This is a genomic window from Enterovibrio sp. FF113 (genome assembly GCF_041439165.1).
In the GTDB taxonomy this organism is placed as follows: domain Bacteria; phylum Pseudomonadota; class Gammaproteobacteria; order Enterobacterales; family Vibrionaceae; genus Enterovibrio; species Enterovibrio norvegicus_A.
Genome location: NZ_JBGONO010000026.1, coordinates 59,322 through 81,791, shown reverse-complemented (window position 1 = coordinate 81,791; position 22,470 = coordinate 59,322). Strand labels below are relative to the sequence as shown.

20 protein-coding genes are annotated in these 22,470 nt (G+C 46.4%); 6 read left to right on the top strand and 14 right to left on the bottom strand.

Going from position 1 to position 22,470, the window contains the following annotated elements:
* Window positions 1-333: 333 nt before the first annotated feature.
* Entirely contained in the window at window positions 334-888 is a 555-nt protein-coding gene (gene gmhB, locus ACED36_RS18645; protein ID WP_016958043.1) for a D-glycero-beta-D-manno-heptose 1,7-bisphosphate 7-phosphatase, read from the bottom strand.
* Window positions 889-1,012: 124 nt separating this feature from the next.
* Here gmhB and tsaA point away from each other — a divergent pair, with 124 nt between their 5' ends.
* On the top strand, window positions 1,013-1,717 hold the full coding sequence (tsaA, locus tag ACED36_RS18640; protein WP_016958042.1) for a tRNA (N6-threonylcarbamoyladenosine(37)-N6)-methyltransferase TrmO: 705 nt from the start codon (window positions 1,013-1,015) through the stop codon (window positions 1,715-1,717).
* Window positions 1,718-1,783: 66 nt separating this feature from the next.
* A complete protein-coding gene (locus ACED36_RS18635) occupies window positions 1,784-3,499 on the top strand; it encodes a proline--tRNA ligase (RefSeq protein WP_016958041.1) in 1,716 nt (571 codons plus the stop codon).
* Between the two features lie 93 nt (window positions 3,500-3,592).
* Here the strand turns inward: ACED36_RS18635 and ACED36_RS18630 are convergent, their stop codons facing one another.
* Window positions 3,593-4,525 carry a diguanylate cyclase gene (locus ACED36_RS18630; protein WP_016958040.1) on the bottom strand — a complete coding sequence of 311 codons (933 nt, stop codon included), beginning with the start codon at window positions 4,523-4,525 and terminating at the stop codon, window positions 3,593-3,595.
* A 222-nt stretch (window positions 4,526-4,747) separates the two neighbouring features.
* On the opposite strand from ACED36_RS18630, the gene ACED36_RS18625 reads away from it, so the two are divergent.
* The 4 genes from ACED36_RS18625 (at window position 4,748) to ACED36_RS18610 (ending at window position 7,347) form a co-directional block, all read left to right on the top strand.
* The gene (locus ACED36_RS18625; protein WP_371733671.1) at window positions 4,748-5,899 is read left to right on the top strand and encodes a patatin-like phospholipase family protein; all 1,152 of its coding nucleotides are present in this window, start codon (window positions 4,748-4,750) and stop codon (window positions 5,897-5,899) included.
* A 109-nt stretch (window positions 5,900-6,008) separates the two neighbouring features.
* On the top strand, window positions 6,009-6,866 hold the full coding sequence (locus tag ACED36_RS18620; protein ID WP_016958038.1) for a GGDEF domain-containing protein: 858 nt from the start codon (window positions 6,009-6,011) through the stop codon (window positions 6,864-6,866).
* 86 nt (window positions 6,867-6,952) lie between these two features.
* A complete protein-coding gene (locus ACED36_RS18615) occupies window positions 6,953-7,159 on the top strand; it encodes a YaeP family protein (RefSeq protein WP_016958037.1) in 207 nt (68 codons plus the stop codon).
* Complete coding sequence (locus tag ACED36_RS18610) at window positions 7,159-7,347, top strand: DUF4250 domain-containing protein (protein ID WP_016958036.1); 189 nt, start codon at window positions 7,159-7,161, stop codon at window positions 7,345-7,347. Before ACED36_RS18615 ends, ACED36_RS18610 begins: the two co-directional genes overlap by 1 nt.
* A 71-nt stretch (window positions 7,348-7,418) precedes the next feature.
* On the opposite strand, the gene ACED36_RS18605 is transcribed toward ACED36_RS18610, so the two are convergent.
* The 12 genes from ACED36_RS18605 to bamA form a co-directional block, all read right to left on the bottom strand.
* Complete coding sequence (locus ACED36_RS18605; RefSeq protein ID WP_016958035.1) at window positions 7,419-8,768, bottom strand: sodium-dependent transporter; 1,350 nt, start codon at window positions 8,766-8,768, stop codon at window positions 7,419-7,421.
* A gap of 221 nt (window positions 8,769-8,989) precedes the next feature.
* Entirely contained in the window at window positions 8,990-9,301 is a 312-nt protein-coding gene (locus ACED36_RS18600) for a c-type cytochrome (protein ID WP_016958034.1), read from the bottom strand.
* 56 nt (window positions 9,302-9,357) lie between these two features.
* Entirely contained in the window at window positions 9,358-10,686 is a 1,329-nt protein-coding gene (tilS, locus tag ACED36_RS18595; protein WP_016958033.1) for a tRNA lysidine(34) synthetase TilS, read from the bottom strand.
* A gap of 111 nt (window positions 10,687-10,797) precedes the next feature.
* Window positions 10,798-11,760 carry an acetyl-CoA carboxylase carboxyl transferase subunit alpha gene (gene accA, locus ACED36_RS18590; RefSeq protein WP_016958032.1) on the bottom strand — a complete coding sequence of 321 codons (963 nt, stop codon included), beginning with the start codon at window positions 11,758-11,760 and terminating at the stop codon, window positions 10,798-10,800.
* A 60-nt stretch (window positions 11,761-11,820) separates the two neighbouring features.
* On the bottom strand, window positions 11,821-15,300 hold the full coding sequence (gene dnaE, locus ACED36_RS18585; RefSeq protein WP_016958031.1) for a DNA polymerase III subunit alpha: 3,480 nt from the start codon (window positions 15,298-15,300) through the stop codon (window positions 11,821-11,823).
* 68 nt (window positions 15,301-15,368) lie between these two features.
* The gene (gene rnhB / locus ACED36_RS18580; protein WP_016958030.1) at window positions 15,369-15,971 is read right to left on the bottom strand and encodes a ribonuclease HII; all 603 of its coding nucleotides are present in this window, start codon (window positions 15,969-15,971) and stop codon (window positions 15,369-15,371) included.
* A 3-nt stretch (window positions 15,972-15,974) separates the two neighbouring features.
* On the bottom strand, window positions 15,975-17,123 hold the full coding sequence (gene lpxB / locus ACED36_RS18575; protein ID WP_016958029.1) for a lipid-A-disaccharide synthase: 1,149 nt from the start codon (window positions 17,121-17,123) through the stop codon (window positions 15,975-15,977).
* Window positions 17,123-17,911: an acyl-ACP--UDP-N-acetylglucosamine O-acyltransferase gene (gene lpxA / locus ACED36_RS18570; RefSeq protein WP_017004463.1), complete on the bottom strand. Its 789-nt coding sequence runs from the start codon at window positions 17,909-17,911 to the stop codon at window positions 17,123-17,125. The genes lpxB and lpxA overlap by 1 nt, the downstream gene beginning before the upstream one ends.
* Window positions 17,912-17,913: 2 nt before the next feature.
* On the bottom strand, window positions 17,914-18,366 hold the full coding sequence (gene fabZ, locus ACED36_RS18565) for a 3-hydroxyacyl-ACP dehydratase FabZ (RefSeq protein ID WP_016958027.1): 453 nt from the start codon (window positions 18,364-18,366) through the stop codon (window positions 17,914-17,916).
* Between the two features lie 133 nt (window positions 18,367-18,499).
* A complete protein-coding gene (gene lpxD, locus ACED36_RS18560) occupies window positions 18,500-19,525 on the bottom strand; it encodes a UDP-3-O-(3-hydroxymyristoyl)glucosamine N-acyltransferase (RefSeq protein WP_017004464.1) in 1,026 nt (341 codons plus the stop codon).
* Between the two features lie 12 nt (window positions 19,526-19,537).
* Window positions 19,538-20,047 carry an OmpH family outer membrane protein gene (locus tag ACED36_RS18555; protein ID WP_016958025.1) on the bottom strand — a complete coding sequence of 170 codons (510 nt, stop codon included), beginning with the start codon at window positions 20,045-20,047 and terminating at the stop codon, window positions 19,538-19,540.
* A 22-nt stretch (window positions 20,048-20,069) separates the two neighbouring features.
* Window positions 20,070-22,469, bottom strand: a complete 2,400-nt coding sequence (gene bamA / locus ACED36_RS18550) for an outer membrane protein assembly factor BamA (RefSeq protein WP_016958024.1) — start codon at window positions 22,467-22,469, stop codon at window positions 20,070-20,072.
* Window position 22,470 lies beyond the last annotated feature (1 nt).

The window sequence follows — 22,470 nt, the reverse complement described above, 5'->3', positions numbered from 1 at the left end:
TATGTCTATCAAGTACGAGTGCCCACACAGATTGTATAGGTCAAATTGTTAAAGAGCTTGCTCAGGCTTGCTGAGCGGAGAGAGATTTAAACTCAACTCCATTTTTGAGTCAAGCACTTTTGCTTTCCTCACGTTAGCTGCGAACTTTGCCGTGCCAACAGGGAGCGCATTATAGGGAGAGAATTCGTATTGGCAATACCTTTCCAGTTAAAAAAACGCTTTTTCTCTAAAAAATCGCTCAACCGTTCAAAAGATCATCAAAGTGATAAAAAAACAGCCCAGACGGGCTGTATTTGGGTCGTATGTATTCGCTTAAGTTTTTTATCGTTACCGCTATCGCGTTTTTAAATACCCTGGCACATCAGCAATACTATCTAATACTACCGTTGCCAATGCTTCACCATCTTCAGTGAGCGACTTACCAGTGCGTACAAGAATTTTAGTTTCCACCCCCGCAGCACTTGCAGCTTTCATATCATCCGCTTTATCACCAATCATTACTGAATGAGTCATATCGATACCAAGGTGCTCTTGCGCGGATAAAAACATACCAGGCTTTGGTTTTCTGCAATCACAGTCTTTTTTGTACTTATCATCACCATGCTCAGGATGATGTGGACAGTAGTAGATGCCGTCAAATTCGACACCTTGATCTTCAAAATTCCAATCCATCCATTCGGTCAGAGAGATAAAATCATCTTCACTATAGTAACCGCGAGCAATGCCAGATTGGTTTGTTACCAATACGAGCAAATAGCCCATTTCTTTGAACACTCGGCATGCATCGAAAACGCCTTCAATATATTCAAAGTCATCGACCTTGCTAATGTAACCATGATCGACATTAATTACGCCGTCTCTATCAATAAATACCGCTGGTTTGGCCAATGCTCTGCCCTCTATTATGCTGAGTGCGCGATTATGACACGCAATTCGCTCATCATCTATTGTCTAGCCGCTGCCCAAGCTAACTATGGTAAAGTCTGTGTTAAAAGAATCAGAGATAAATACTATGAATTACTCACTTACGCCTGTGGGTCACATTCAGTCCCCTTTCAAAGAAAAGTTCGCCGTACCTCGCCAACCCGGTCTTGCACCTAGTGCAACCGCATCTATCGCACTTTGTGGAGAAGCGAATCAAGATGATGCCGTTCGTGGGCTCGAGCAATTTTCACATATATGGTTACTTTTCTTATTCGACCAAAATTTAGCGAAAGGCTGGACACCGACAGTTCGCCCACCACGTCTTGGTGGCAATGAACGAGTTGGCGTTTTCGCCAGCCGTGCGACCTTTCGCCCTAACGGTGTTGGTATGTCCGTTGTCCCCATCACTGGCATTAGAAAGATAGGACGTCAGGTCATTATCGATATTGGCAGTTGTGACCTAGTGGATGGCACACCTGTCGTCGACATCAAGCCTTATATTCCCTATTCCGATTCGATCACTGAGGCAAAAGGCGGATATGCGGCGGAAATACCTGACACGCTCGAAGTTACCTTCAGTGACGACGCTAGAAATCTACTTTTAAAACAAAACGACGGCGCGCACAAAATTCAAGTGATTCAAGAAGTACTCGCTCAGGATCCTCGCCCCGCATATAAAAAGGGGAAATCGGACGACAAGGAGTACGCCGTCCATCTCTTCGACTTAAACATCAAGTTTACCGTTGATGAACCGCTAATCACTGTGAGTACCATAGAAGCCTTTGGCGATTAAGGCTCTCACTGGTAATATGGCGCCCTTATACCTTCCATACTGTAAATAGATAAACGGATAGCTTAGATGCGTACCAGTAAATACCTTCTTTCTACGTTGAAGGAAACACCAAACGACGCCGAAGTAATCAGCCACCAGCTGATGCTACGCGCAGGAATGATCCGCAAACTGGCTTCAGGTCTATATACCTGGCTACCAACCGGCTTGCGCGTTCTTCAAAAGGTTGAAAACATCGTTCGTCAAGAAATCAATAACGCCGGTGCGATTGAAATATTGATGCCTGTTGTTCAACCCTTTGAACTTTGGGAAGAGACAGGTCGTTCTGAAAAAATGGGGCCAGAGCTTCTTCGATTCAGTGATCGTCACGAGCGTCCGTTTGTTCTGAGCCCGACGGCGGAAGAAGTGGTCACTAGCCTTGTTCGTAACGAAGTGAACTCTTACAAGCAGCTGCCATTGAACCTGTATCAAATTCAGACCAAATTCCGTGACGAAGTTCGTCCACGTTTTGGTGTGATGCGTGCACGTGAATTCTCAATGATGGATGCATACAGCTTCGACATCGATAAAGAAGGTCTAGAAAAATCTTACGAAGCTATGCATGTCGCTTACTGCGCTGCATTTGATCGCATGGGCTTGGATTACCGCCCAGTGCTCGCGGATACCGGTGCAATTGGTGGTTCTGCGTCACACGAGTTCCATGTACTGGCAAACAGTGGCGAAGACACTATCGCATTCTCAACGGAATCTGATTATGCAGCCAACGTTGAAATGGCCGAAGCCGTTGCTCCTGCTGGTGAGCGTGCTGCGCCAACTCAGGAAATGACGCTGGTTGACACCCCTGAAGCGAAAACCATCGCGCAGTTGGTTGAGCAATTTGATCTGCAGGTTGAGAAAACAGTTAAAACACTGTTTGTTAAAGCCTCTGATGCCGTTGACGCAGATATCGTAGCCTTGCTCGTTCGTGGTGATCATGAACTGAACGAACTCAAAGCCGAAAAATTGGCTCAAATTGCAGCCCCGCTTGAGTTTGCCACTGAAGAAGAAATTCGTGCTGTCGTCAATGCCGGTCCTGGCTCGCTAGGTCCAGTGAACCTGACTGTTCCATTCATTGTTGACCGCAGCGTGGCAGCGATGAGTGATTTTGGCGCAGGTGCAAACATCGATGATAAACACTACTTCGGCATTAACTGGGGTCGTGATGTAGAACTTGGCGAAGTGGCTGATATTCGCAATGTCGTTGAAGGCGACCCAAGTCCTTGTGGCCAAGGTACCATTTTGCTGAAACGCGGCATTGAAGTCGGTCATATTTTCCAATTAGGCACCAACTACTCTGAGAAAATGAACTGCGGCGTATTGGGCACTGATGGCAAGAATGTGATTCTTGAGATGGGTTGCTACGGCATCGGTGTATCTCGTGTTGTTGCGGCAGCCGTCGAGCAAAACCACGATGACAATGGCATCATCTGGCCAGACGCAATTGCGCCATTTACCGTTGCTATCGTTCCAATGAATATGCACAAATCTGAGCGGGTTAAAGAAGCGGCAGAGAAATTATATGCTGACCTAACGGCTGCCGGTATTGAAGTATTGTTCGACGATCGCAAAGAACGCCCAGGCGTGATGTTTTCTGATATGGAATTGATGGGCATGCCTCACACCATTATTATCGGCGAACGCAGCATGGAAAACGGTGTGTTTGAATACAAACACCGTCGTGATGGCGAAAAAATGCCTGTCGAAATTGAAAATATGGTTGAGTACATCAAAGCGAAACTGGCTTAAGTTCTCCCCGTATCGAAGAGCGCCTCCTTATGGGAGGCGTTTTTTTTAACAAGGATCTTAAATCCTTGTTTGAGCTTTGTTTAAGTCACTTTTTTAAACGATGTTTTCTGAGAATGTCACGTGGTTTCTGCCTGTTTCTTTCGAACGATACAATGCTTCATCTGCTCTCTTGAAATAGGCTTCAACCCTTGCCACTTCTTCACCCGCTTCTATGAATGTAGCGCCAAAACTCATGGTCACTGCAATCAGCTTCTCTTCATAAACAAAGTCATGGTGCTCAATGGCAGACCTAATTCGCTCAAGCACTTTCACCGCATTACAATCATCTTTCACCGAGAACAAAAGAAGAAACTCTTCTCCTCCTATTCGCCCAAGCCGATCATAAGGACGTAGTTCCTGAGTCAGCAAGTCGCCGAGTTGACGTAAGATCGCATCTCCCGCTGGGTGACCATATTTGTCATTAATACGTTTAAACCAATCAATATCACACACCGCAAAACAGAGATTTTCTTTAGCGCGATGAGCTCGTGAAAAATCTTCACGTATCCGCTCAAACAGAACGCGTCGATTGAGGAGCCCCGTCAACTCATCAAAACTCGCGAGATGATCGAGCCTAGTCATGGCATCGACTAAACGCGATTGAAGCTCAAGTGTACGCTTACCGACTTCTACTCGGGCTTTCAGCACTTGGGTATTGAAGGGTTTAGAAATGTAATCATTGGCCCCTTTGTTCAAACCTTGCACAATGTGCTCTGCACTATCTCGAGCCGTACAAAGAATAATATAAGGAGGGTTAGCCGTATCAATTTGACGAATTTTCTCGCAAAGCTCAATGCCACTGTAACTGGGCATCTCCCAATCAAGAAGAAGTAGTGAAGGCGGATCTGCTTGCATCATCACCTCCAACGCTTCCAAACCGTCGTAGGCAACCACCGTTTTGATTCCCCATTTTATCAGCAGCATTTCAACCAACTTGGCCGTTGCTTTGTCATCATCAGCAATTAATGCTGTTAAAGGAGGAGTCATGAATTCGCCAAAGAAATAAAAAGTGAACAGAAATATACCATTTACTGTTCTCTTTCTTCGATGGCATTGATACGCCATGCCGTCTCTTTTGGCGCTTGATCACAATCAATTCAAAAAGTTAGTTGAATAGGCGTAGGTAAAATCGAGTATGGCTCAAATACAACTTTTCTAAGTCATACTGAAAATTGACCCATACGACAGTCCAAGTAGAGTGTTAACACAATGGCATCAAAGACTGATTCAAAAGCACCGCAGAAAAAAATCGCGCTCTTATTGAGCGGAGGTGGGGCTCGCGCGGCTTATCAGGTGGGTGTGATGAAAGCAATTTCAGAATGGTACCCGCGCGTTCACGCCAGTCCTTTCACCATATACTGTGGAACGTCAGCTGGGGCGCTCAATGCAACCTCTCTTGCTTGTCATACGTCATGTTTCCGACTAGGCGTCAAAAAACTGTCTTGGCTTTGGTCAAATCTTCACACAAGGCACGTATTTCAAAGCTCTTTCCAAGGCATGCTACTTCACTTAGGTCGACAGGCTTTTGCCCGCACGCAAGCACGTTATCATGATGCGCCGCCATTTGGCTTACTTGATAATCGCCCATTACGTAACCTGCTTAATAATGTCATTAATTTTAGCAAGATAGAACACCAGATACTGGCGGGAAACCTCCACGGATTAGCGGTCACCGCATCAAACTACCACACCAGTAAATCCGTCACGTTTTACCAAGGACACGCTGACATACCGGTTTGGCGTCGATCTCGTGCTATCGGAATAAAAAGTCAAATCAATACCGAGCATCTTCTGGCATCATCCGCGATTCCGATCGTTTTTCCCGCATCCAAGATTGGTCACAGTTTTTATGGCGACGGTTCCGTTCACCAAATTGCTCCGCTCCGTCCCGCGCTTAAAATGGGTGCTGAGAAGGTGCTTATTATTGATCTTGCCCCTCAAGCACCCACCACTCACAGCAGTATTGCTCCTGCTCCCGGTTTGGCTATGCTCGGCGGGCATCTGATGGATGCAATATTCGCCGACACCCTTTCGGCAGACCTTGAGCACTTGGATCGTATGAACAACCTCGCCTTGGCCGTGGATAAAAGTAAAGCCGATAATTTGGCACTACGGCAAGTTGATGCCCTTCACCTCTCCCCCTCATCACCCTTTGAACCATTAGTTGAACGGTACTATTGTCATATGCCTCTAGCAGTACGCAGCCTAATGAGAATTTTGGGCATAAGTCCTTCTGAAGATGCAGCAATTACTAGTTATCTGTTATTTGAACCGAAATATATCAACCACTTAATTGACATGGGCTACCAAGATGCTCAAAATCGTCGATCCGATTTAGTGAGCTTTCTATCAAGTGAATAGCCAGATAAAATAACGGACGAGCAGTTGCGCACCAATAACCTGGAACGCTTTTTGCTTCTATTGATTAAAGCATGAACGGTCATGGTTATTGGTTTCTGAGGCAGTTTCGATGAGTACGCAACTGGAACAACTCAAAAAAGCAGCAATACAGTCTCGCCGAGTACCTCTTGGTGCGGATCAGCGTCTAATGGTGCTGCAGAAGCTTCAGGGTCGGCTTGAAATCGATAAATTGTTTGAAGTGTTTACCAGGGAACTGGAAAAGCAAATCGACATCAATCGTTTAATATGGGAACACGATGACATCTCTCATATTGTTCGACGTGGCGGCTCTTCTGATTTTCGACAAACTTTTTCTATCAAATTTGCTCAATCGCCGTTGGGAATGCTTCAATACAGTACACCTTATCAACTAGACAACGATGAAATTAGTTTGATTCATACCTATCATCGTCTTCTCGCTGGCCCTCTTAGCAATGCAATCGAATATAGTCGCGTTCGAAATCTCGCGATGTTGGATAGTCTCACTGGCCTAAACAATCGAACCAGCTTTGAGCAAGATCTCCGCCAATCTGTCGCACTGACGGAAAGAAAAAATCACGGTTTGATCTTGATGATTTTCGATATGGATAACTTTAAGCAAGTTAATGACACCTATGGACACCTTGATGGTGACAAAGTATTACGCCGATTTTCACTGTTATTGAAAGAAGCCATACGAGCCTCTGATCGATGCTATCGCTTAGGTGGGGATGAGTTTGCAGTTTTGCTATCACCCGCAACTCGCGAGTCGGCACAACTGGTTAACGACCGCCTTAAAACGCTACTTTCCCATGACACTCTTCTCACCGCGCATTCTATCTCCAGCTCTGTGGGCTGCTCAGCTTATCGTCAAGGCGATAACGTCACCTCTATGTTTGAACGAGCTGACCGCAGTATGTACCGCAATAAAGCAAGTCGCCGCCGATAACATCATTTCGCCCCCTCAATGATTAAGACTCCATCCTAGCTTCCTTTTACGGTATATTTCACTCAAAGTCTTTCCAAGGAGTAGCAATGAAAGTCTACGATTGTTGTGATTTAATCCGCCAACGTTACGCGGAAATTGGTAGTGGTGATCAAGGTTATATTCCTAACGCTATCGCTTGTGCCGTGAAAACATTAAATGCAATCGCATCTGACGAATCGGTACCAGAAGAAGCTCGCGAGCAAGCCGCATTCGCCGCTGCAAATCTTCTGATCAGTGACCATAAGGATGCGTAATGGATCTGACACGATTTGAAACCATGGACACTGTAATGCTCATGAGCATTGTGAATATGAAACTACGCGATGAATTTCCATCACTAAGTGAATTGGCAAAGTACTTTGATATCGATACTGTTGCATTGCAAACAAAACTCGCCGGTGCCGGTTTTGAATACATTCCTGAGCAAAATCAGTTTCGTTAATTTACGCTAAACGATTAACAAGCCAATAAAAAAACGGAAGCCTAGGCTTCCGTTTTCGCTCTTTTTAATAATTACGCAAAAGACATCCAAATCACCGCTATCACCAGCGCAGGGCAGACAAATTTCACATAGGTTGGCCAGATTTTCCAAAAAATCCCATCTTCAATGTTGTCATAACCTTGACGTAATTCTTGAAGTTTTTCACTACGCTTCCAAACCCAACCACCGTAAAGGCAAAACAGTAACGCGGCAAAAGGCTGAAAATATTGAGTGGCAATGTTTGCAACCAAACCGAACATGCTGCCGAAGTTAAACACAATCACCACACTAAACAGCGCAATCAATCCCCCAAGGAACCAACTCGCCACTGAACGCTTCGTTCCCAAGCGTTCATTCATTAGAGATACAGGGCATTCCAACATAGAGATCGATGATGTGAGCGCTGCTATTGTCATCAACACAAAAAATATCAATGCGATGAACGCACCTCCTGCACCTAACCCTTCAAACAACATAGGCAATACATCAAACACTAATGTGGATGAACTTAGCAATTCGCCCTTCGCATCATATATTTCGACGCCTTGCTGCATTGCCGCAAACATGGCAGGAAGAATAACTAAGCCAGCAATAACAGCAACAGCGGTATCCACTAGCGTGACATTAAGTGCCATTTTGGGGAGGTTTTCTTTACGGCTCAAATAAGAGCCATAAATCAGCATTGAGCAACCGCCAATCGTCAGTGAGAAGAAACCTTGTCCCATGGCTGCAAGTATCAAATCACGATCCATCACCTTGGAGAAATCAGGGATCAGATAGTGCGCAAGACCTTGAGTTGCTCCCGGCAATGTCATGACATAAACAAACAATATGCCAAACAAGACAAACAACGCAGGCATCAACCGAGTGGACCACTTCTCTATGCCCTCTTTCACACCTGCTTGAACAATTAAAATGGTGAGGAGATAAAAAATTGCCGCGCCAAACAAGTTTCGTTCAACAGAGAAACCTTTTAGCCAGAGAGAAGCCTCATGCATACCGACGATATCTGCGCCTGCAGCCAGCATGAACGACACTAACCACCCTCCAACAATGCTATAAAATGCAAGCACGAGACATGGAACCATCAGGCCAATCAAGCCAACACTGCCACCGAGTGTTTTGGAAAGCGGCGAACGGCCTAGCTTACGCATGCTGTCAATGGGGTTTGCTTGACCATGGCGTCCAATTGCCATTTCAACAACCAACATTGGGTATGCCACAACAAGGATCATAAAAAGATAAACCAGCAAGAACGCTCCACCGCCATTACTTGCTGCTTGAGTAGGAAAGCCCCAAATGTTACCTAACCCGACAGCAGCACCTGCTGCGGCGAGCACAAAACCTATTCTTGAGCTGAAATGCTCACGTCCTGCAGCCATTGCTTTAACCTCGCACAATGTATCAGTGAGCTAGTACAATAGTAAATTCTAGTTTTTATAGCAATAGCAGCAAATTCGATCGAACAAAAAACGCACTGACCACACAAAAAATTGCGAGAAAGCTCGATACCAGAGCATCATCAACGTGCAAGATCCTCTGATATCGACAAATAAAAAAGCCACAACATAACGCTGTGGCTTTTCATAAGGATCCGGTGTGCCTATTTCATCTGTGAGAAATACGCTGCAAGGTTTTCCATGTCCGCGTCACTCAGCATTGTGGCCTGTGGTGCCATCACCATAGATTGCCCGCCTTTACGCTCGCCACTCTTGTAAGCTTTCAAGGCTGAGACAATATACTGCGCATTCTGACCAGCTAGATTCGGGTAGCCTGGAATCATAGCAATACCATTTGCACCATGACACGCAGCACACACTGCAGCCTTCGCTTTGCCCGCTGCTGCATCACCTGCTGCAAATGATGGTGTCGCTAGCATTAAAGTAACCAGACCTAAAGGTAGTAGTTTTTTCATCGCTTCCTCGCTTTATTGTTTTCCAGTTTGCATAAATTCTTGCACGTGGAATCCATTCACGCACTGTATGGATGGTGTTTGTGCCAGACAAGCTCACATTCCTGTCCATCGAACCCTTCACAGACAAACAAATCAGCAACAGCAGCAAGCTGCTCACCGTAAAATATCAACGGGGTTCTTCTACGCTGCCAAGTGGGCACACCATATTCCTGAAAAAGCTTTTTAAGCTTTCGCTTACCTTGCCTTCCCAATGGATGAGCAAATAAGCCTTCCGGATTAAAACTGACCGTAACAGCTTCACTCTCACTGGGCAGTCGAAGCATTAAGCCATTTAAATCTTCACGCTCGATCAATGACAATTCACCGATACTGTCAGGCAAAGCTGCAGCACAATTTAGTGCTAACGTGTGCTGCCAAGCAGAAACATCTTCAGCGTTTATCACACAATATAAACTTTGCTGAAAACGCCTTACCTGCCAATTACCGAGCTGCACTAAAGGATTTGCATCCTCACCTGCATTGATAACGGAATTGAACACTTCGCTGAGTTGAACTTGGGACAAGTTGAGACCTGCCGTCTGTTTCAGCCATCGCCTCAACAGCGACGATTGCATTCGAGAAGAATAAGCGCTTAACAATGCCAGTGACATCCCGCCATCTGGTTGCTGAAGACGCACATCATGTTCAGCTAGCAACTCATCCAACAATGCTTCTTGCGCTGCGCACAATTTGGCAGTTCGGTTGATCGCCCGAACAAACCCTGGCCACCTTTCTCTCGCCTGAGGAAGCCATGCTTGTCTGATAAAATTACGATCAAAACGGCAATCCAGATTACTTTCATCCTCAATCCACGCTAATCCCTGTTTATTTGCGTACTTTTCGATATCTTGACGCATTACGGTCAATAGTGGTCGCAACAAATGGGCATGACCGAGCGGCCTAATCTCTGGCATCGCTGCCAGCCCTGCGGGGCCACTGCCACGTTTCAATGCCAATAAAAACGTTTCAGCTTGATCGTCTGCATGCTGCCCTGTCAACACCAAGGCTTCGGGTTCGACAACTGATGCAATGGCCGAATATCGAGCCTCTCGGGCTGCTTTTTCTAGGCTTTCACCACGCTTATCGAAATCAACATGCAAGCCCTTGAAATCTAAACCGACCTCAACAGACCAACCTTCGCATTGTGCCAGCCAAGCATCGGCATTTTCACTGAGTCCGTGGTGCACGTGAATCACAAGGTAACGATGTTGAGGATGAATATCACGGTAGGTAGAGAGTAGGTCCAGCATGACACGCGAATCTACCCCACCACTGAATGCCAAGACGATTTGGCGAGGCGTGAGTGCATAAGCATCTAGGACATTTTCAAACTGGGAGAACAGCATAAGTGCCTCAAAGACATTGAATTGTCGTCATAATAGCATCCGAATGAAAAAAAGGGCCATTAGGCCCTTTTTTGATATTCTCGTATTTTCGCTCGCTTTCGCGATTGCCAATCAGCAGTAACCGTAGCTTAGTAAGCGTTGGTAACGTCGCTCACGCAAGGCATCCGTGTCCAGTTGGTCAAGCTCTTCTAATTGCTTGACCAAAAGTGCTTTGATGTTGTCAGCGGTAAACGCTGAATTTCGATGCGCACCGCCCATTGGCTCTTCAATGATGTTATCAATCAAGCCAAGCTCTTTCAGACGCGGTGCTGTCATACCCATCGCTTCTGCTGCTTGTGGTGCTTTGTTTGAATCGCGCCATAAGATCGATGCACAACCTTCTGGGGAAATAACCGAATAGGTTGAGTATTGCAGCATGTTGACGAAATCGCCCACGCCGATAGCCAATGCACCACCAGAGCCGCCTTCACCTACCACATTACAGATAACTGGCACACTAAGGCCTGACATTTCTTTCAGGTTGCGGGCAATGGCTTCTGACTGGCCTCGCTCTTCAGCGCCAACACCAGGGTATGCACCTGCGGTATCAATAAAGGTAATGATTGGCATGTTGAAACGCTCAGCCATCTTCATCAAACGTAAAGCCTTGCGGTAGCCTTCAGGCTTTGGCATGCCAAAATTACGGATGACTTTCTCACGTGTTTCACGGCCTTTTTGGTGACCAATAATCATCACTGGACGACCATCAATACGCGCCATGCCACCAACAATGGCTTTGTCATCGGCATAAGCACGATCGCCCGCCAATTCTTCAAATTCGGTGAAGATCAGATCGGCGTAATCCAAGGTGTATGGACGACGTGGATGACGCGCCAATTGCGCGACTTGCCAAGCACCTAAGTCACTGAAGATTTTTTTCGTCAATTCAGCGCTTTTTGTCTCCAATTGCTCGATTTCTTTATCAAGATTGACAGCCTCAGGATCGTCACCGCGTTTGGACACTACACGCAGGGCTTCAATTTTTGCTTCCAATTCAGCAATTGGCTGTTCAAATTCAAGGAAATTAAGACTCATAGAGAAAGAATCCTGTTCAGGTAATTAAGTTGCCCCGTCGTACACGACAGGACAAACGTATCAGTCAAATTCCAGCTCGACCTGTTTATCGCCGAGCAGCGTTTTTAAATCATCGATCAACTTGTCATCAGGCGTAATCCGCCATTCTGTACCTAAGACTAACTTCGCACGTGCATCGTCACGCTGATAATAAAGGTTCACAGGCACGGTGCCAGCGCGATAAGGTTCTAGGATTTCGCTAAATCGTTCAAAAAATTTGTTATCAATTTGCCTGTCAGTCACAGAGATAGCAAGACTGCGCAGGTACTTTTCGCGCGCTTGAGAGAGATCAAGCACTTCTCGTGCCGACATTTTAAGGCCACCGTTGAAGTCATCAAAGCTGACCTGTCCGGATATGACCAAAATTCGGTCTTTTTCAATGAAATCTAAGTACTTTTCTAATACATCTGAGAACAGCATCACTTCCATGCGTCCCGACCTATCATCCAAAGTTAGGATCCCGATGCGCGATCCACGCTTTGTGGTCATCACTCGGGCGGCTATCACTAATCCAGCAACGGTAGAAACAACATCACGCTTTGTTGCATGAGCATCTTCCAAACGCCAAGTAATATAGTGTTTTAGCTCTTTCACATAGCTGTTGATTGGGTGACCCGTTAAATACAACCCTAGCGTTTCACGCTCACCTTCAAGCCATACTTTTTCTGGCCAGTGTGGTACGTTCGCATACTTGTGTTCGACTTCCTCGGGTTCATCTGTCAACACACCAAACATATCAGCCTGACCAAACGATTCTGCTTGGTGATGCTGGCTTGCTGACTTAATCGCGTCATTCAGTGATGCCATCATCGCTGCGCGATGCGGACCTAATCGGTCCATTGCACCCGATTGAATCAATTTCTCTATCACGCGTTTGTTTACTTTTTTGGTATCTATACGCGCACAGAAATCGAATAAGTCACGGAAGTAGCCGCCTTTTTCACGCGCTTCAATGATGTTTTCAATAGGCGCTTCACCTGCACCTTTAATCGCGCCAATGCCGTAAACAATTTCACCTTTATCGTTTACATTGAAGCGATACAATCCAGCATTCACATCCGGTGGCAGCATGGTCAACTTCATGCGGCGACATTCTTCCACCAAGCCGACAATCTTGTCGGTGTTATCCATATCCGCAGTCATTACCGCAGCCATGAACTCCGCAGGATAGTGAGTTTTGAGCCATAGTGTTTGGTATGAAACAAGTGCATATGCCGCTGAGTGCGATTTGTTAAAGCCGTAACCTGCGAACTTTTCGACCAAGTCGAAGATCTTCATCGCCAACTCGCCGTCGACGCCGTTCTTTATCGCTCCGTCTTCAAACGTTGCCCGCTGCTTGGCCATTTCTTCTGGCTTTTTCTTACCCATAGCACGACGAAGCATGTCTGCCCCGCCAAGGGTATAGCCAGACAGTACCTGAGCGATTTGCATGACCTGCTCTTGGTACAAAATAATGCCGTAGGTTGGCTCAAGAATTTCTTTTAGCGAATCGTGTTGCCACTTTTCATCTGGATATGACACGACTTCTCGACCGCGCTTTCGATCGATAAAGTTATCTACCATGCCTGATTGCAATGGACCCGGACGGAACAGCGCCACCAGTGCGATCATATCTTCAAAGCAATCTGGTTGAAGACGTTTAATGAGATCTTTCATGCCGCGAGATTCCAACTGGAATACCGCGGTGGTTTCAGAGTTTTGTAAAAGTCGGAATGACGCCATGTCATCCATTGGGATCGCTTCAATGCGTATTGGCTCTTCACCTTCGGCTTGAAGGCGAGGGTTGACCATTTTAAGCGCCCAATCGATGATGGTCAGTGTACGTAAACCCAAGAAGTCAAATTTGACTAAGCCAGCGGTTTCTACATCATTTTTATCAAACTGGGTAACGGGAAAGTGACCTTCACTATCACAGTATAGCGGCGCAAAATCGGTAATCGTGGTGGGTGATATAACAACACCACCAGCGTGTTTACCTGCATTTCGGATACTACCTTCAAGGATTCGACACGTATCAATCAGCTCACGAACTTCTTCATCAGCTTCATAAAGATCGCCCAGTTGTGGCTCGACATCAAACGCCTTCGCCAGCGTCATGCCAGGATCCGGTGGCACCATTTTTGAAATACGATCAACGAAACCGTAAGGATGACCAAGTACTCGCCCCACATCACGGATAACCGCTTTTGCTGCCATGGTACCGAAAGTAATGATCTGTGATACGGCATCTCGACCATAGATTTCCGCTACGTGGTCAATAACCTTATCTCGTTTGTCCATGCAAAAGTCGATATCGAAATCGGGCATGGATACTCGTTCAGGGTTAAGGAAACGCTCGAACAGCAAATCAAATTCCAGTGGATCGAGATCAGTGATTTTTAGTGCATACGCCACCAGTGAACCTGCACCCGACCCTCGCCCAGGTCCTACCGGAATATCATTGTCTTTCGACCACTGGATGAATTCCATCACAATAAGGAAGTAGCCTGGAAACCCCATTTGGTTGATTACCTGCAGCTCGATATCTAATCGCTCGTCATATTCAGGACGGAGCTTCGCTCGTTCTTGCGGGTCAGGGAACAAAAGTTCAAGACGCTCTTCAAGGCCTTCTTGCGATTTTTTCACCAGAAACTCCCCTATCTCCAAGCCTTCGGTAGGGAAGTTTGGCAGGAAGTATTCATTCAAACGCACAGTCACATTGCAGCGTTTGGCGATTTCGACAGTATTGGCGAGTGCTTCCGGAATATCGTGGAATAACTCACACATTTCGTCTTCAGTGCGAAGGTATTGCTGTGGACTGTAGTTTTTTGGGCGACGTGGATCTTCGAGCGTAAAGCCATCATGGATCGCAACGCGAACCTCATGAGCATCAAACAGATCAGCCGAAAGGAAGCAGACTTCGTTGGTCGCAACCACAGGCAGGTCGAGTTCAGAGGCCAGATCCAAAGCAAAATGCAGGTAAGCTTCTTCGTCAGGGCGACCTGTTCGGGTAAGCTCGATGTAATACGCATCTGGAAAGTGAGTCTGGTAAAACGCTGCACACTGTTTAGCTAGCGCCATATTGCCTTTTAGCAATGCTTTACCCAGATCACCTCGCCGTCCGCCGGACAACAAGATCAGCCCTTCTTTTAACTCCAACAGCCATTCAAGATCTATGACTGGCTGATGCTGAACATGACCGCGCAGATAGGCTTTTGATATCAGTAAGGTCAGGTTTTTATAGCCAATGTTATCTGCTGCAAGCACCGTTAATTGACAAAGATCATCACCAAATGCATCAGATTGGACTTTGAAATCAGCGCCAATAATAGGCTTAACACCATTGCTTTGCGCTGTGTTGTAGAACTTCACCAGACCACATAGGTTCGTAAAGTCAGTCAATGCCATCGCGGGCATGCCAAGTTCGCCAACTTTCTTTACCAAAGGCGGCACTTTGCCAAGGCCGTCAACCATGGAATAGTCACTGTGAACACGAAGGTGGATAAAACGTGGGTCTGACATAGTACTCGTACGTTACTGATTGATGGTTAGATAGGATAGTAAAGGGGAGCGACACTCCCCTTTACGTATTATGCAATGCCTAACGCTTTCTTGACAGGTTTAAAGCTCTTACGGTGCTCTGCGATGGCACCATGCGCATCAAGTGCTTCAAAATGTGCCTTGGTTGGATAACCTTTGTGCTTGGCGAAACCGTATTGCGGATATTGAGCATCCAGCACTTCCATTTCACGGTCACGCATGACTTTTGCAAGAATCGATGCAGCGCTGATTTCAGCCACTCGCAAATCCCCTTTAACAACGGCTTGACCTGGCATAGTTAATCCAGCAGGCACGCGATTACCATCGATCAATACAAAGTCTGGCTGAACCGACAGACCCGCTACTGCACGCTCCATCGCTAACATGGTAGCAGCGAGAATGTTGATGTCGTCAATTTCATCTGCCTCGGCTCGCCCCAAAGACCACGCTAACGCTTTTTCTTTGATGATCTCAAACAGCGCTTCGCGCTTCTTCTCGGTTAGCTTTTTGGAGTCCGTCAGCCCTTCAATGGGGTTGTTTGGGTCAAGAATCACCGCGGCCGTCACAACGGCGCCGACTAACGGCCCTCGGCCCACTTCATCAACACCAGCAATGAGTTTGGCTTCAGGATAAACAAAAGGTTCGAAATCCATGGATTAACGCCCTATCAGATTAAGTACGGCACGAGCTGAAGCTTTGTCTGCATCGCAACGAATCACTTCATGTAAACGTGTGAACTCAGCCATCAGCGCATCATTATCGTTATCAAGGTAACGAGAGACCTCTGTTGCCAATGCCTCAGGCGTACAATCTTCCAACAACCTTTCAGGCACCAACTCTCGTCCCGCGAGAATATTCGGCAAAGAGACAAATTCGGTTTTTACTAAGCGTCTTGCGATCCATGCGGTGATGGCATTCACTTTGTACCCGACGACCATGGGCCGCTTAACCAACATGCATTCAAGTGCGACCGTACCGGAAGCCAGAAGTACCGCATCTGATGCGGCAATGACGTGACGAGCAGTATCATCGACCAGAGTAAAGTCGAGCTCAGGCGCGGTTTCTTTCCATGCCTGTTCAAACTGTGCGCGACGGGTTTCATTTACCAGTGCAACGGCAAATCCCAAATGGGGATATTTCGCTTTAAGCAACTGACAGGTTTTGATAAACGTCGGGGCAAGCATTTTCATTTCACCACCACGACTTCCAGGCAAAACGCCCAAATACGTTTTGTCATTATCGAGGCCGAGCAAGGCTCTAGCAGCCGCTTTATCACTAACTAAGGGAATGTCGTCCGCCATGGTATGACCAACGAAATCACACGGCACATCAAATTTATCGTAAAACGCTTTTTCGAACGGAAGAAGCGCCAACACCAAATCAGTGGCTGCCGCAATTTTGAAAATACGTTTTTGACGCCAAGCCCAAACACTGGGACTGACATAATGGACGGTTTTAATACCAGTATCTTTGAGCGGTTTTTCAAGGCGAAGGTTGAAGTCTGGTGCGTCAATGCCGACAAACACGTCGGGCGGATCCGCAACGAAGAAGTCGACTAACGCATGCTTGATTTTCAATAGACGAGGCAAACGACCCAGCACTTCCACAATGCCCATTACCGCCAGTTCTTCCATATCAAACAATGTCTCGCATCCTAAAGCCTTCATCCGAGGCCCACCGATACCGACAAACTCTGCATCTGGATATTGCGCTTTAACCGCTTTGATAAAGCCAGCACCTAAAATATCGCCGGAGATTTCCCCGGCGACAATTCCAATTCGTAACGGCTTTGTTGCAACAACCATTAGCGAATGATACCTCGGCTTGAGTTATCAAAGAATTCAACAAACAGTTGAAGTGCTTCTTCGTCTTTCGCCATTTCCGCTATTTGCTTTTTCGCTTCTTCCAGCGTTTTGCCAGATCGGTAAACTTCTTTGTATACCGCACGAATCGCTTTTATTGCGTTCTTGTCAAAGCCACGACGTTTGAGGCCTTCAACGTTAATACCAAATGGTGCACAGTGGTTACCTTGCGCCATAACGTAAGGAGGGACGTCTTTGACAACAATAGAACCACCACCAAGCATACTGTGGCTGCCAATTGTGCAAAACTGATGAATGGCAGTCATACCGCCAACAATAGCAAAATCACCCACAGTAACGTGGCCCGCTAGGGTTGCATTGTTAGCAAAGATACAGCGATCGCCAATCACGCAATCGTGAGCAACGTGTGCGTTAATCATGAATAAGTTATCGCTACCCACTTGGGTGTGACCGCCATCTTGAACGGTACCTCGGTGCATGGTCACGCTTTCACGAATCGTGTTGCGATCGCCAATTTCCAATGTGGTCGGCTCACCTGCGTATTTAAGATCTTGACACTCTTCACCGATAGAGGCGAATTGGAAGATCTTATTATCTTGGCCAATTTTTGTCGGACCTTTGATAACTACATGAGTTTTTACTTCGGTGCCTTCACCGATTTCCACACCAGTACCGATGAAGCAAAACGCACCAATTTTAACATTAGCGCCTAGGGTTACCCCTTCTTCAACCACTGCGGTTGGATGAATTTGTGCAGATTCATGGATCACTGTTAAAACTCTCTTCTGGCACACTTCAGGTCTGCAGAACAGACAACCTTACCATCTACTTTTGCAACGCCAGTGAAGGCAGCAATGCCACGACGCTCTTTAATGAACTCAACTTCCAATACCATTTGATCGCCAGGCGTCACTGGTGCACGGAACTTGGCATTATCAATACTAGCAAAGTAGTAAAGCTCATTTTCCTTTGGGTTTCCGAATGTTTTGAACGCCAACAAACCCGTAGCTTGCGCCATGGCCTCGAGGATCAATACACCTGGGAAGATAGGAAGTTGAGGGAAATGCCCCGTGAATTGAGGTTCGTTAACCGATACATTCTTGATAGCATGAAGGTATTTACCTTCCTCAAAATCAATAACGCGATCAATAAGAAGAAATGGGTAACGATGCGGCAGCAGTTCTCTAATTTCGTTAATCGTCAGCACGTTGTTTTCGCGAATCAAAGTAATATTCCCGTATGAAAAGCTTATTATTTGTCGTTGAGAACGGAAAATGGCCTACACTGCAGACTACGGCGAAATTGAGCATTTTCTCAATGTGCAGCAAGCCACCAGAGTAGGCCATCTAAGACAGCGTTTACTTGCTATCTTCTAATTGTTTTTCAACGGCTTTTAGTCGTTTATGCAAGTCTTCGATCTTCATAACGCGCGCAGTTGTTTTACGCCAATCGCGGTTAGCTTGAAGTGGAATGCCCGAAGAATACATACCAGGCTCAGTGATAGGTCTCATCACCATCCCCATACCAGTGATCGTGACGCCATCTGTAATTTCAATGTGACCATTTATTACGCAGGCACCGCCAATAATGCAGTGCTTGCCAATTTGGGTGCTCCCCGCAATGACGGTTGCACCTGCAATGGCGGTATTTTCACCGATCTCGACATTATGCGCGATCTGACAAAGATTGTCGATAATCACACCATCAGCGATCACGGTGTCATCCAGTGCACCACGGTCAATAGTAGTACATGCACCAATTTCGACACGATCACCAATGACAACACGTCCAACTTGTGGGATTTTCACCCATTGCCCGTTGTCATTGGCATAACCAAAGCCGTCAGAGCCAATCACAGTGCTTGACTGTACCAAACACGATTCACCTAGCTGAACATTGTGATAAACGCTGACATTTGCCCAAAGGCGAGTATTCGCACCCAGTTTAGTGTTCTTACCCACAAAACAGCCTGCACCGATCTGAACATGATCACCCAGTTCGACACCGTCTTCAATCACAGCGTTGTGACCAATTGACACGCCCTCGCCCAACGTTGCTGTGGGCGAAACGTAGGCACTCGGCGCGATATCCGTCGCACAGCGAGGGGTGCTATCGAGCAATTGTGCTGTCAGCGCGTAGCCCAAATACGGGTCTTTAATTACCAGCACATTGCCATTGCAATAAGCGAGGTCGGCTTCCTTGACCATCACTGCACTTGCTTGACACTGTGCGAGGTGCTTACGGTACTTACTACTAGATAAAAACGTGATTTGTCCTTCACTCGCTTTATCCATTCCCGAAATTGAACGAATGATGACATCGCCGTCACCATGAAGTTCTGCACCCAGTTTTTCCGCTAATTCAGCGAGCGTAATAGAAGCCATTTTCTACCTTACTTATTTGACTGCTTTCAGTACTTTCTCTGACAAGTCATCTTTCGGGCTTGCATAAAGAACTGCCTGGCGATCTAGCACCATGTCATAGCCCTCTTTTTTCGCAAGACTCGTGATGGTCTTTTGCAGTTTTTCTACCAGTTTACGTTGTTCTTCTGAGCTGCGTTTGCGCTCGTCTTCTTTCAGATTACTGACCTTAAGTTTATAGTCAGAATCAAGAGATTGCAGTTGACGCTGAAGCTTAGTTCGCTCGCTATCACTCATTAGCTCGCCATTACGCTTCAGTTTTTCAATGCCTTTTTTCAGTTGGTCTTCCAAACGCTCAACGGTAGCAATGCGGTCTTTAAATTCTTTACGCAGCTTTTCGCTCACATTGCTTTGTTTGGCCATTTGAGCAAGCACTGGACCCGTCGCTACGTAACCAATTTTTTGCGCAGCCTCTGCCGCTGTAGCAAACATAGAAGCACTGAAGATGGCAAGGCTCAGGCCTGCCGCTTTGATAATAGGTTTCAAACTTTTCTCCTAGTCTTGAAAATCAGAACGTTTGGCCAATCGTAAAGGTGAAGAACTCCTCGTCATCACCTTCATAACTCTTAATGGGTTTTGACAGCGAGAACACTAATGGTCCCATTGGTGATCGCCATTGGAGTGCCGCACCGTAAGACGCACGATAGTTGCCCGGATCGCTATAGTCGTAAATGTATTCTTGTCCGCTGATCACTCTCGCGTTATCGAGATCGTACTCGGTATCCCATACCGATGCGGCATCAACAAAAACGCTGGTGCGAATCGAGTTTCGCACTTCTGGGGACACAAACGGTGTAGGTACGATCAACTCCATACTCGCCAACGCAATGGCATTACCACCCACAGAATCGTTGCTGCCTACAAGAGCTGGGTTATTCCCTGCACCTTGATCGTATACAGCTTTCGGGCCAGCCGTGTTAGAGCGGAATCCACGTAGTGTCGAGTAACCACCCGCATAGAAGTTTTCATAAAACGGCAGTAAGTAATCATTTTCATCGTTCTTACCGTAACCATTGCCGTAACCGAGTCGACCACGCATAAGCAACGTAAAGCTATGGGATTCAGTAAGCGGAATATATTGCCTCACATCGTATTGCGTTTTGAAGTACTGGGTGTCAGAGCCTGGTACTGTCATGCGAAACGATGCACGCTGATAATTACCAGCCGTTGGGAAGAAGCCTCGGTTAAGGTTATTGCGACTCCAGCTTACCGACCAATCAAAGTCATCGACTTCCAATCCACCGTTATCGGTCACATTGTCTTCCATCGAATCGAGGAACTTCTGGATTTGGTAATAACCACCCAAGTTTTCAATCTGACGATGTGTATAGCCAAGAGAAAAGTCGAAATAATTCAGCTCATTAAAAGGGAAACCCCAGGTGAGACTGGTGCCATAACTTTTATCGGTATAATCCACGATGTTTGCATCAGACGCTTCAAACTCGTTAAAGAATATCTTTCCGCCAAGACTGATACCATCAAGCGTCCAATATGGGTCGCGATAATCCAACGTCAGGTTTTTCTGATAATCATTCACCATGGCATTAATACCAAAGCGATTACCCGTACCTGCAAAGTTGTCTTGTTGCAGACCAGCTTGGAAGCTAATACCTGATTCCGTGCCGTAACCAATACCAAAGTTAACGCTGCCTGAGTTGGTTTCTTTAACGAAATACTCTACATCGACCTGATCATCAGTACCTGGTACTCGCGTTGTACGCACATCAACGGTTTCGAAAAAACCCAGTCTATTGAGTCGCTCTTTACTGGTTTCAACCGATTTGGCGTTTAACCAAGAGCCTTCCATTTGACGCATTTCACGACGTAATACTTCGTCACGCGTAATTTGGTTGCCCGAAAACTTGATATTACGGACATAGACACGTTTACCCGGTTCAACGTTAACATTTAATGCGACGCTGTTTTCATCATCATTAAATTCTGGAATCGTCGCCACCTGCGGGTAGGCATAACCCTGCTCTCCAAGCTTGCGCTTTATCTCGTCTTCCAGGCGAGTGACTTTCTCACCGCTGTAGACTTCACCATCCTTGAAAGGGACAAGCGATTCAAATGAAGCGCTGTCTTTACCACCACGCACATTCACGCCGGACACGATATACGGTTCACCCTCATCAATGTTCAAGGTGATGTAGACGCCTTTCTTATCTGGGGAGATAGAAACGTTGGTCGATTCGACACGGAACTTTAGGTAACCACGGTTAAGATAGAACGAACGCAGACTTTCCAAGTCCCCTGCGAGCGCTTGCTTTTGATATTGTTCATTGGCAAGGAAATTCCACCAAGGAACGTCAGCTCGTAACTTAAAATTATTTTTAAGTTCTTCATCACCGAACACGTCGTTGCCGATGAAGTTAATTTGCTGGATGGTGGCCGAAACCCCTTCGGTAAACACGAATTTCACATCAGCACGATTACGCGGCAACGGAGTGATAACCGTTTTGACTAGCGCGTTATATTTACCCACGCTGTAGTAGAAATCTTCGAGGCCTTTTTCGATATTTGACAAGGTCGTGCGATCTAGCGCTTCACCGACACGCAAACCCGATGCAGAAAGATTCTCTGAAAGCTGCTCTTCCTCGATGGCTTTATTACCCGAGAACGAAATGCTCGCAACCGTGGGGCGCTCAATGACCTTAACCAACAGGTCATCACCGTCACGAAATACGCGTACGTTCTCAAAGTTCCCTGACGAGAATAGGGATTTGATAATCCCTGATACTTCGCCTTCATCAATATTATCGCCAACTCGCACCGGCATCGCGAGCAAAGCCGCACCGAGACTGACTCGTTGAAGCCCCTCAAATCGAATGTCTTCCACTACGAACTCATCGGCCGTAACGGAACTAGAAAATAGAAGAGAGGCCAGTAAAAGTTTTTTCATCGCCATT

Excerpts from the sequence above, each read along its gene's own strand:
- tsaA (WP_016958042.1), top strand. The coding sequence starts at position 1,013 with ATGAATTACTCACTTACGCCTGTGGGTCACATTCAGTCCCCTTTCAAA.
- ACED36_RS18635 (WP_016958041.1), top strand. The coding sequence starts at position 1,784 with ATGCGTACCAGTAAATACCTTCTTTCTACGTTGAAGGAAACACCAAAC.
- ACED36_RS18630 (WP_016958040.1), bottom strand. The coding sequence starts at position 4,525 with ATGACTCCTCCTTTAACAGCATTAATTGCTGATGATGACAAAGCAACG.
- ACED36_RS18625 (WP_371733671.1), top strand. The coding sequence starts at position 4,748 with ATGGCATCAAAGACTGATTCAAAAGCACCGCAGAAAAAAATCGCGCTC.
- ACED36_RS18620 (WP_016958038.1), top strand. The coding sequence starts at position 6,009 with ATGAGTACGCAACTGGAACAACTCAAAAAAGCAGCAATACAGTCTCGC.
- ACED36_RS18615 (WP_016958037.1), top strand. The coding sequence starts at position 6,953 with ATGAAAGTCTACGATTGTTGTGATTTAATCCGCCAACGTTACGCGGAA.
- ACED36_RS18610 (WP_016958036.1), top strand. The coding sequence starts at position 7,159 with ATGGATCTGACACGATTTGAAACCATGGACACTGTAATGCTCATGAGC.
- ACED36_RS18605 (WP_016958035.1), bottom strand. The coding sequence starts at position 8,768 with ATGGCTGCAGGACGTGAGCATTTCAGCTCAAGAATAGGTTTTGTGCTC.
- ACED36_RS18600 (WP_016958034.1), bottom strand. The coding sequence starts at position 9,301 with ATGAAAAAACTACTACCTTTAGGTCTGGTTACTTTAATGCTAGCGACA.
- tilS (WP_016958033.1), bottom strand. The coding sequence starts at position 10,686 with ATGCTGTTCTCCCAGTTTGAAAATGTCCTAGATGCTTATGCACTCACG.
- accA (WP_016958032.1), bottom strand. The coding sequence starts at position 11,760 with ATGAGTCTTAATTTCCTTGAATTTGAACAGCCAATTGCTGAATTGGAA.
- dnaE (WP_016958031.1), bottom strand. The coding sequence starts at position 15,300 with ATGTCAGACCCACGTTTTATCCACCTTCGTGTTCACAGTGACTATTCC.
- rnhB (WP_016958030.1), bottom strand. The coding sequence starts at position 15,971 with ATGGATTTCGAACCTTTTGTTTATCCTGAAGCCAAACTCATTGCTGGT.
- lpxB (WP_016958029.1), bottom strand. The coding sequence starts at position 17,123 with ATGGTTGTTGCAACAAAGCCGTTACGAATTGGAATTGTCGCCGGGGAA.
- lpxD (WP_017004464.1), bottom strand. The coding sequence starts at position 19,525 with ATGGCTTCTATTACGCTCGCTGAATTAGCGGAAAAACTGGGTGCAGAA.
- bamA (WP_016958024.1), bottom strand. The coding sequence starts at position 22,469 with ATGGCGATGAAAAAACTTTTACTGGCCTCTCTTCTATTTTCTAGTTCC.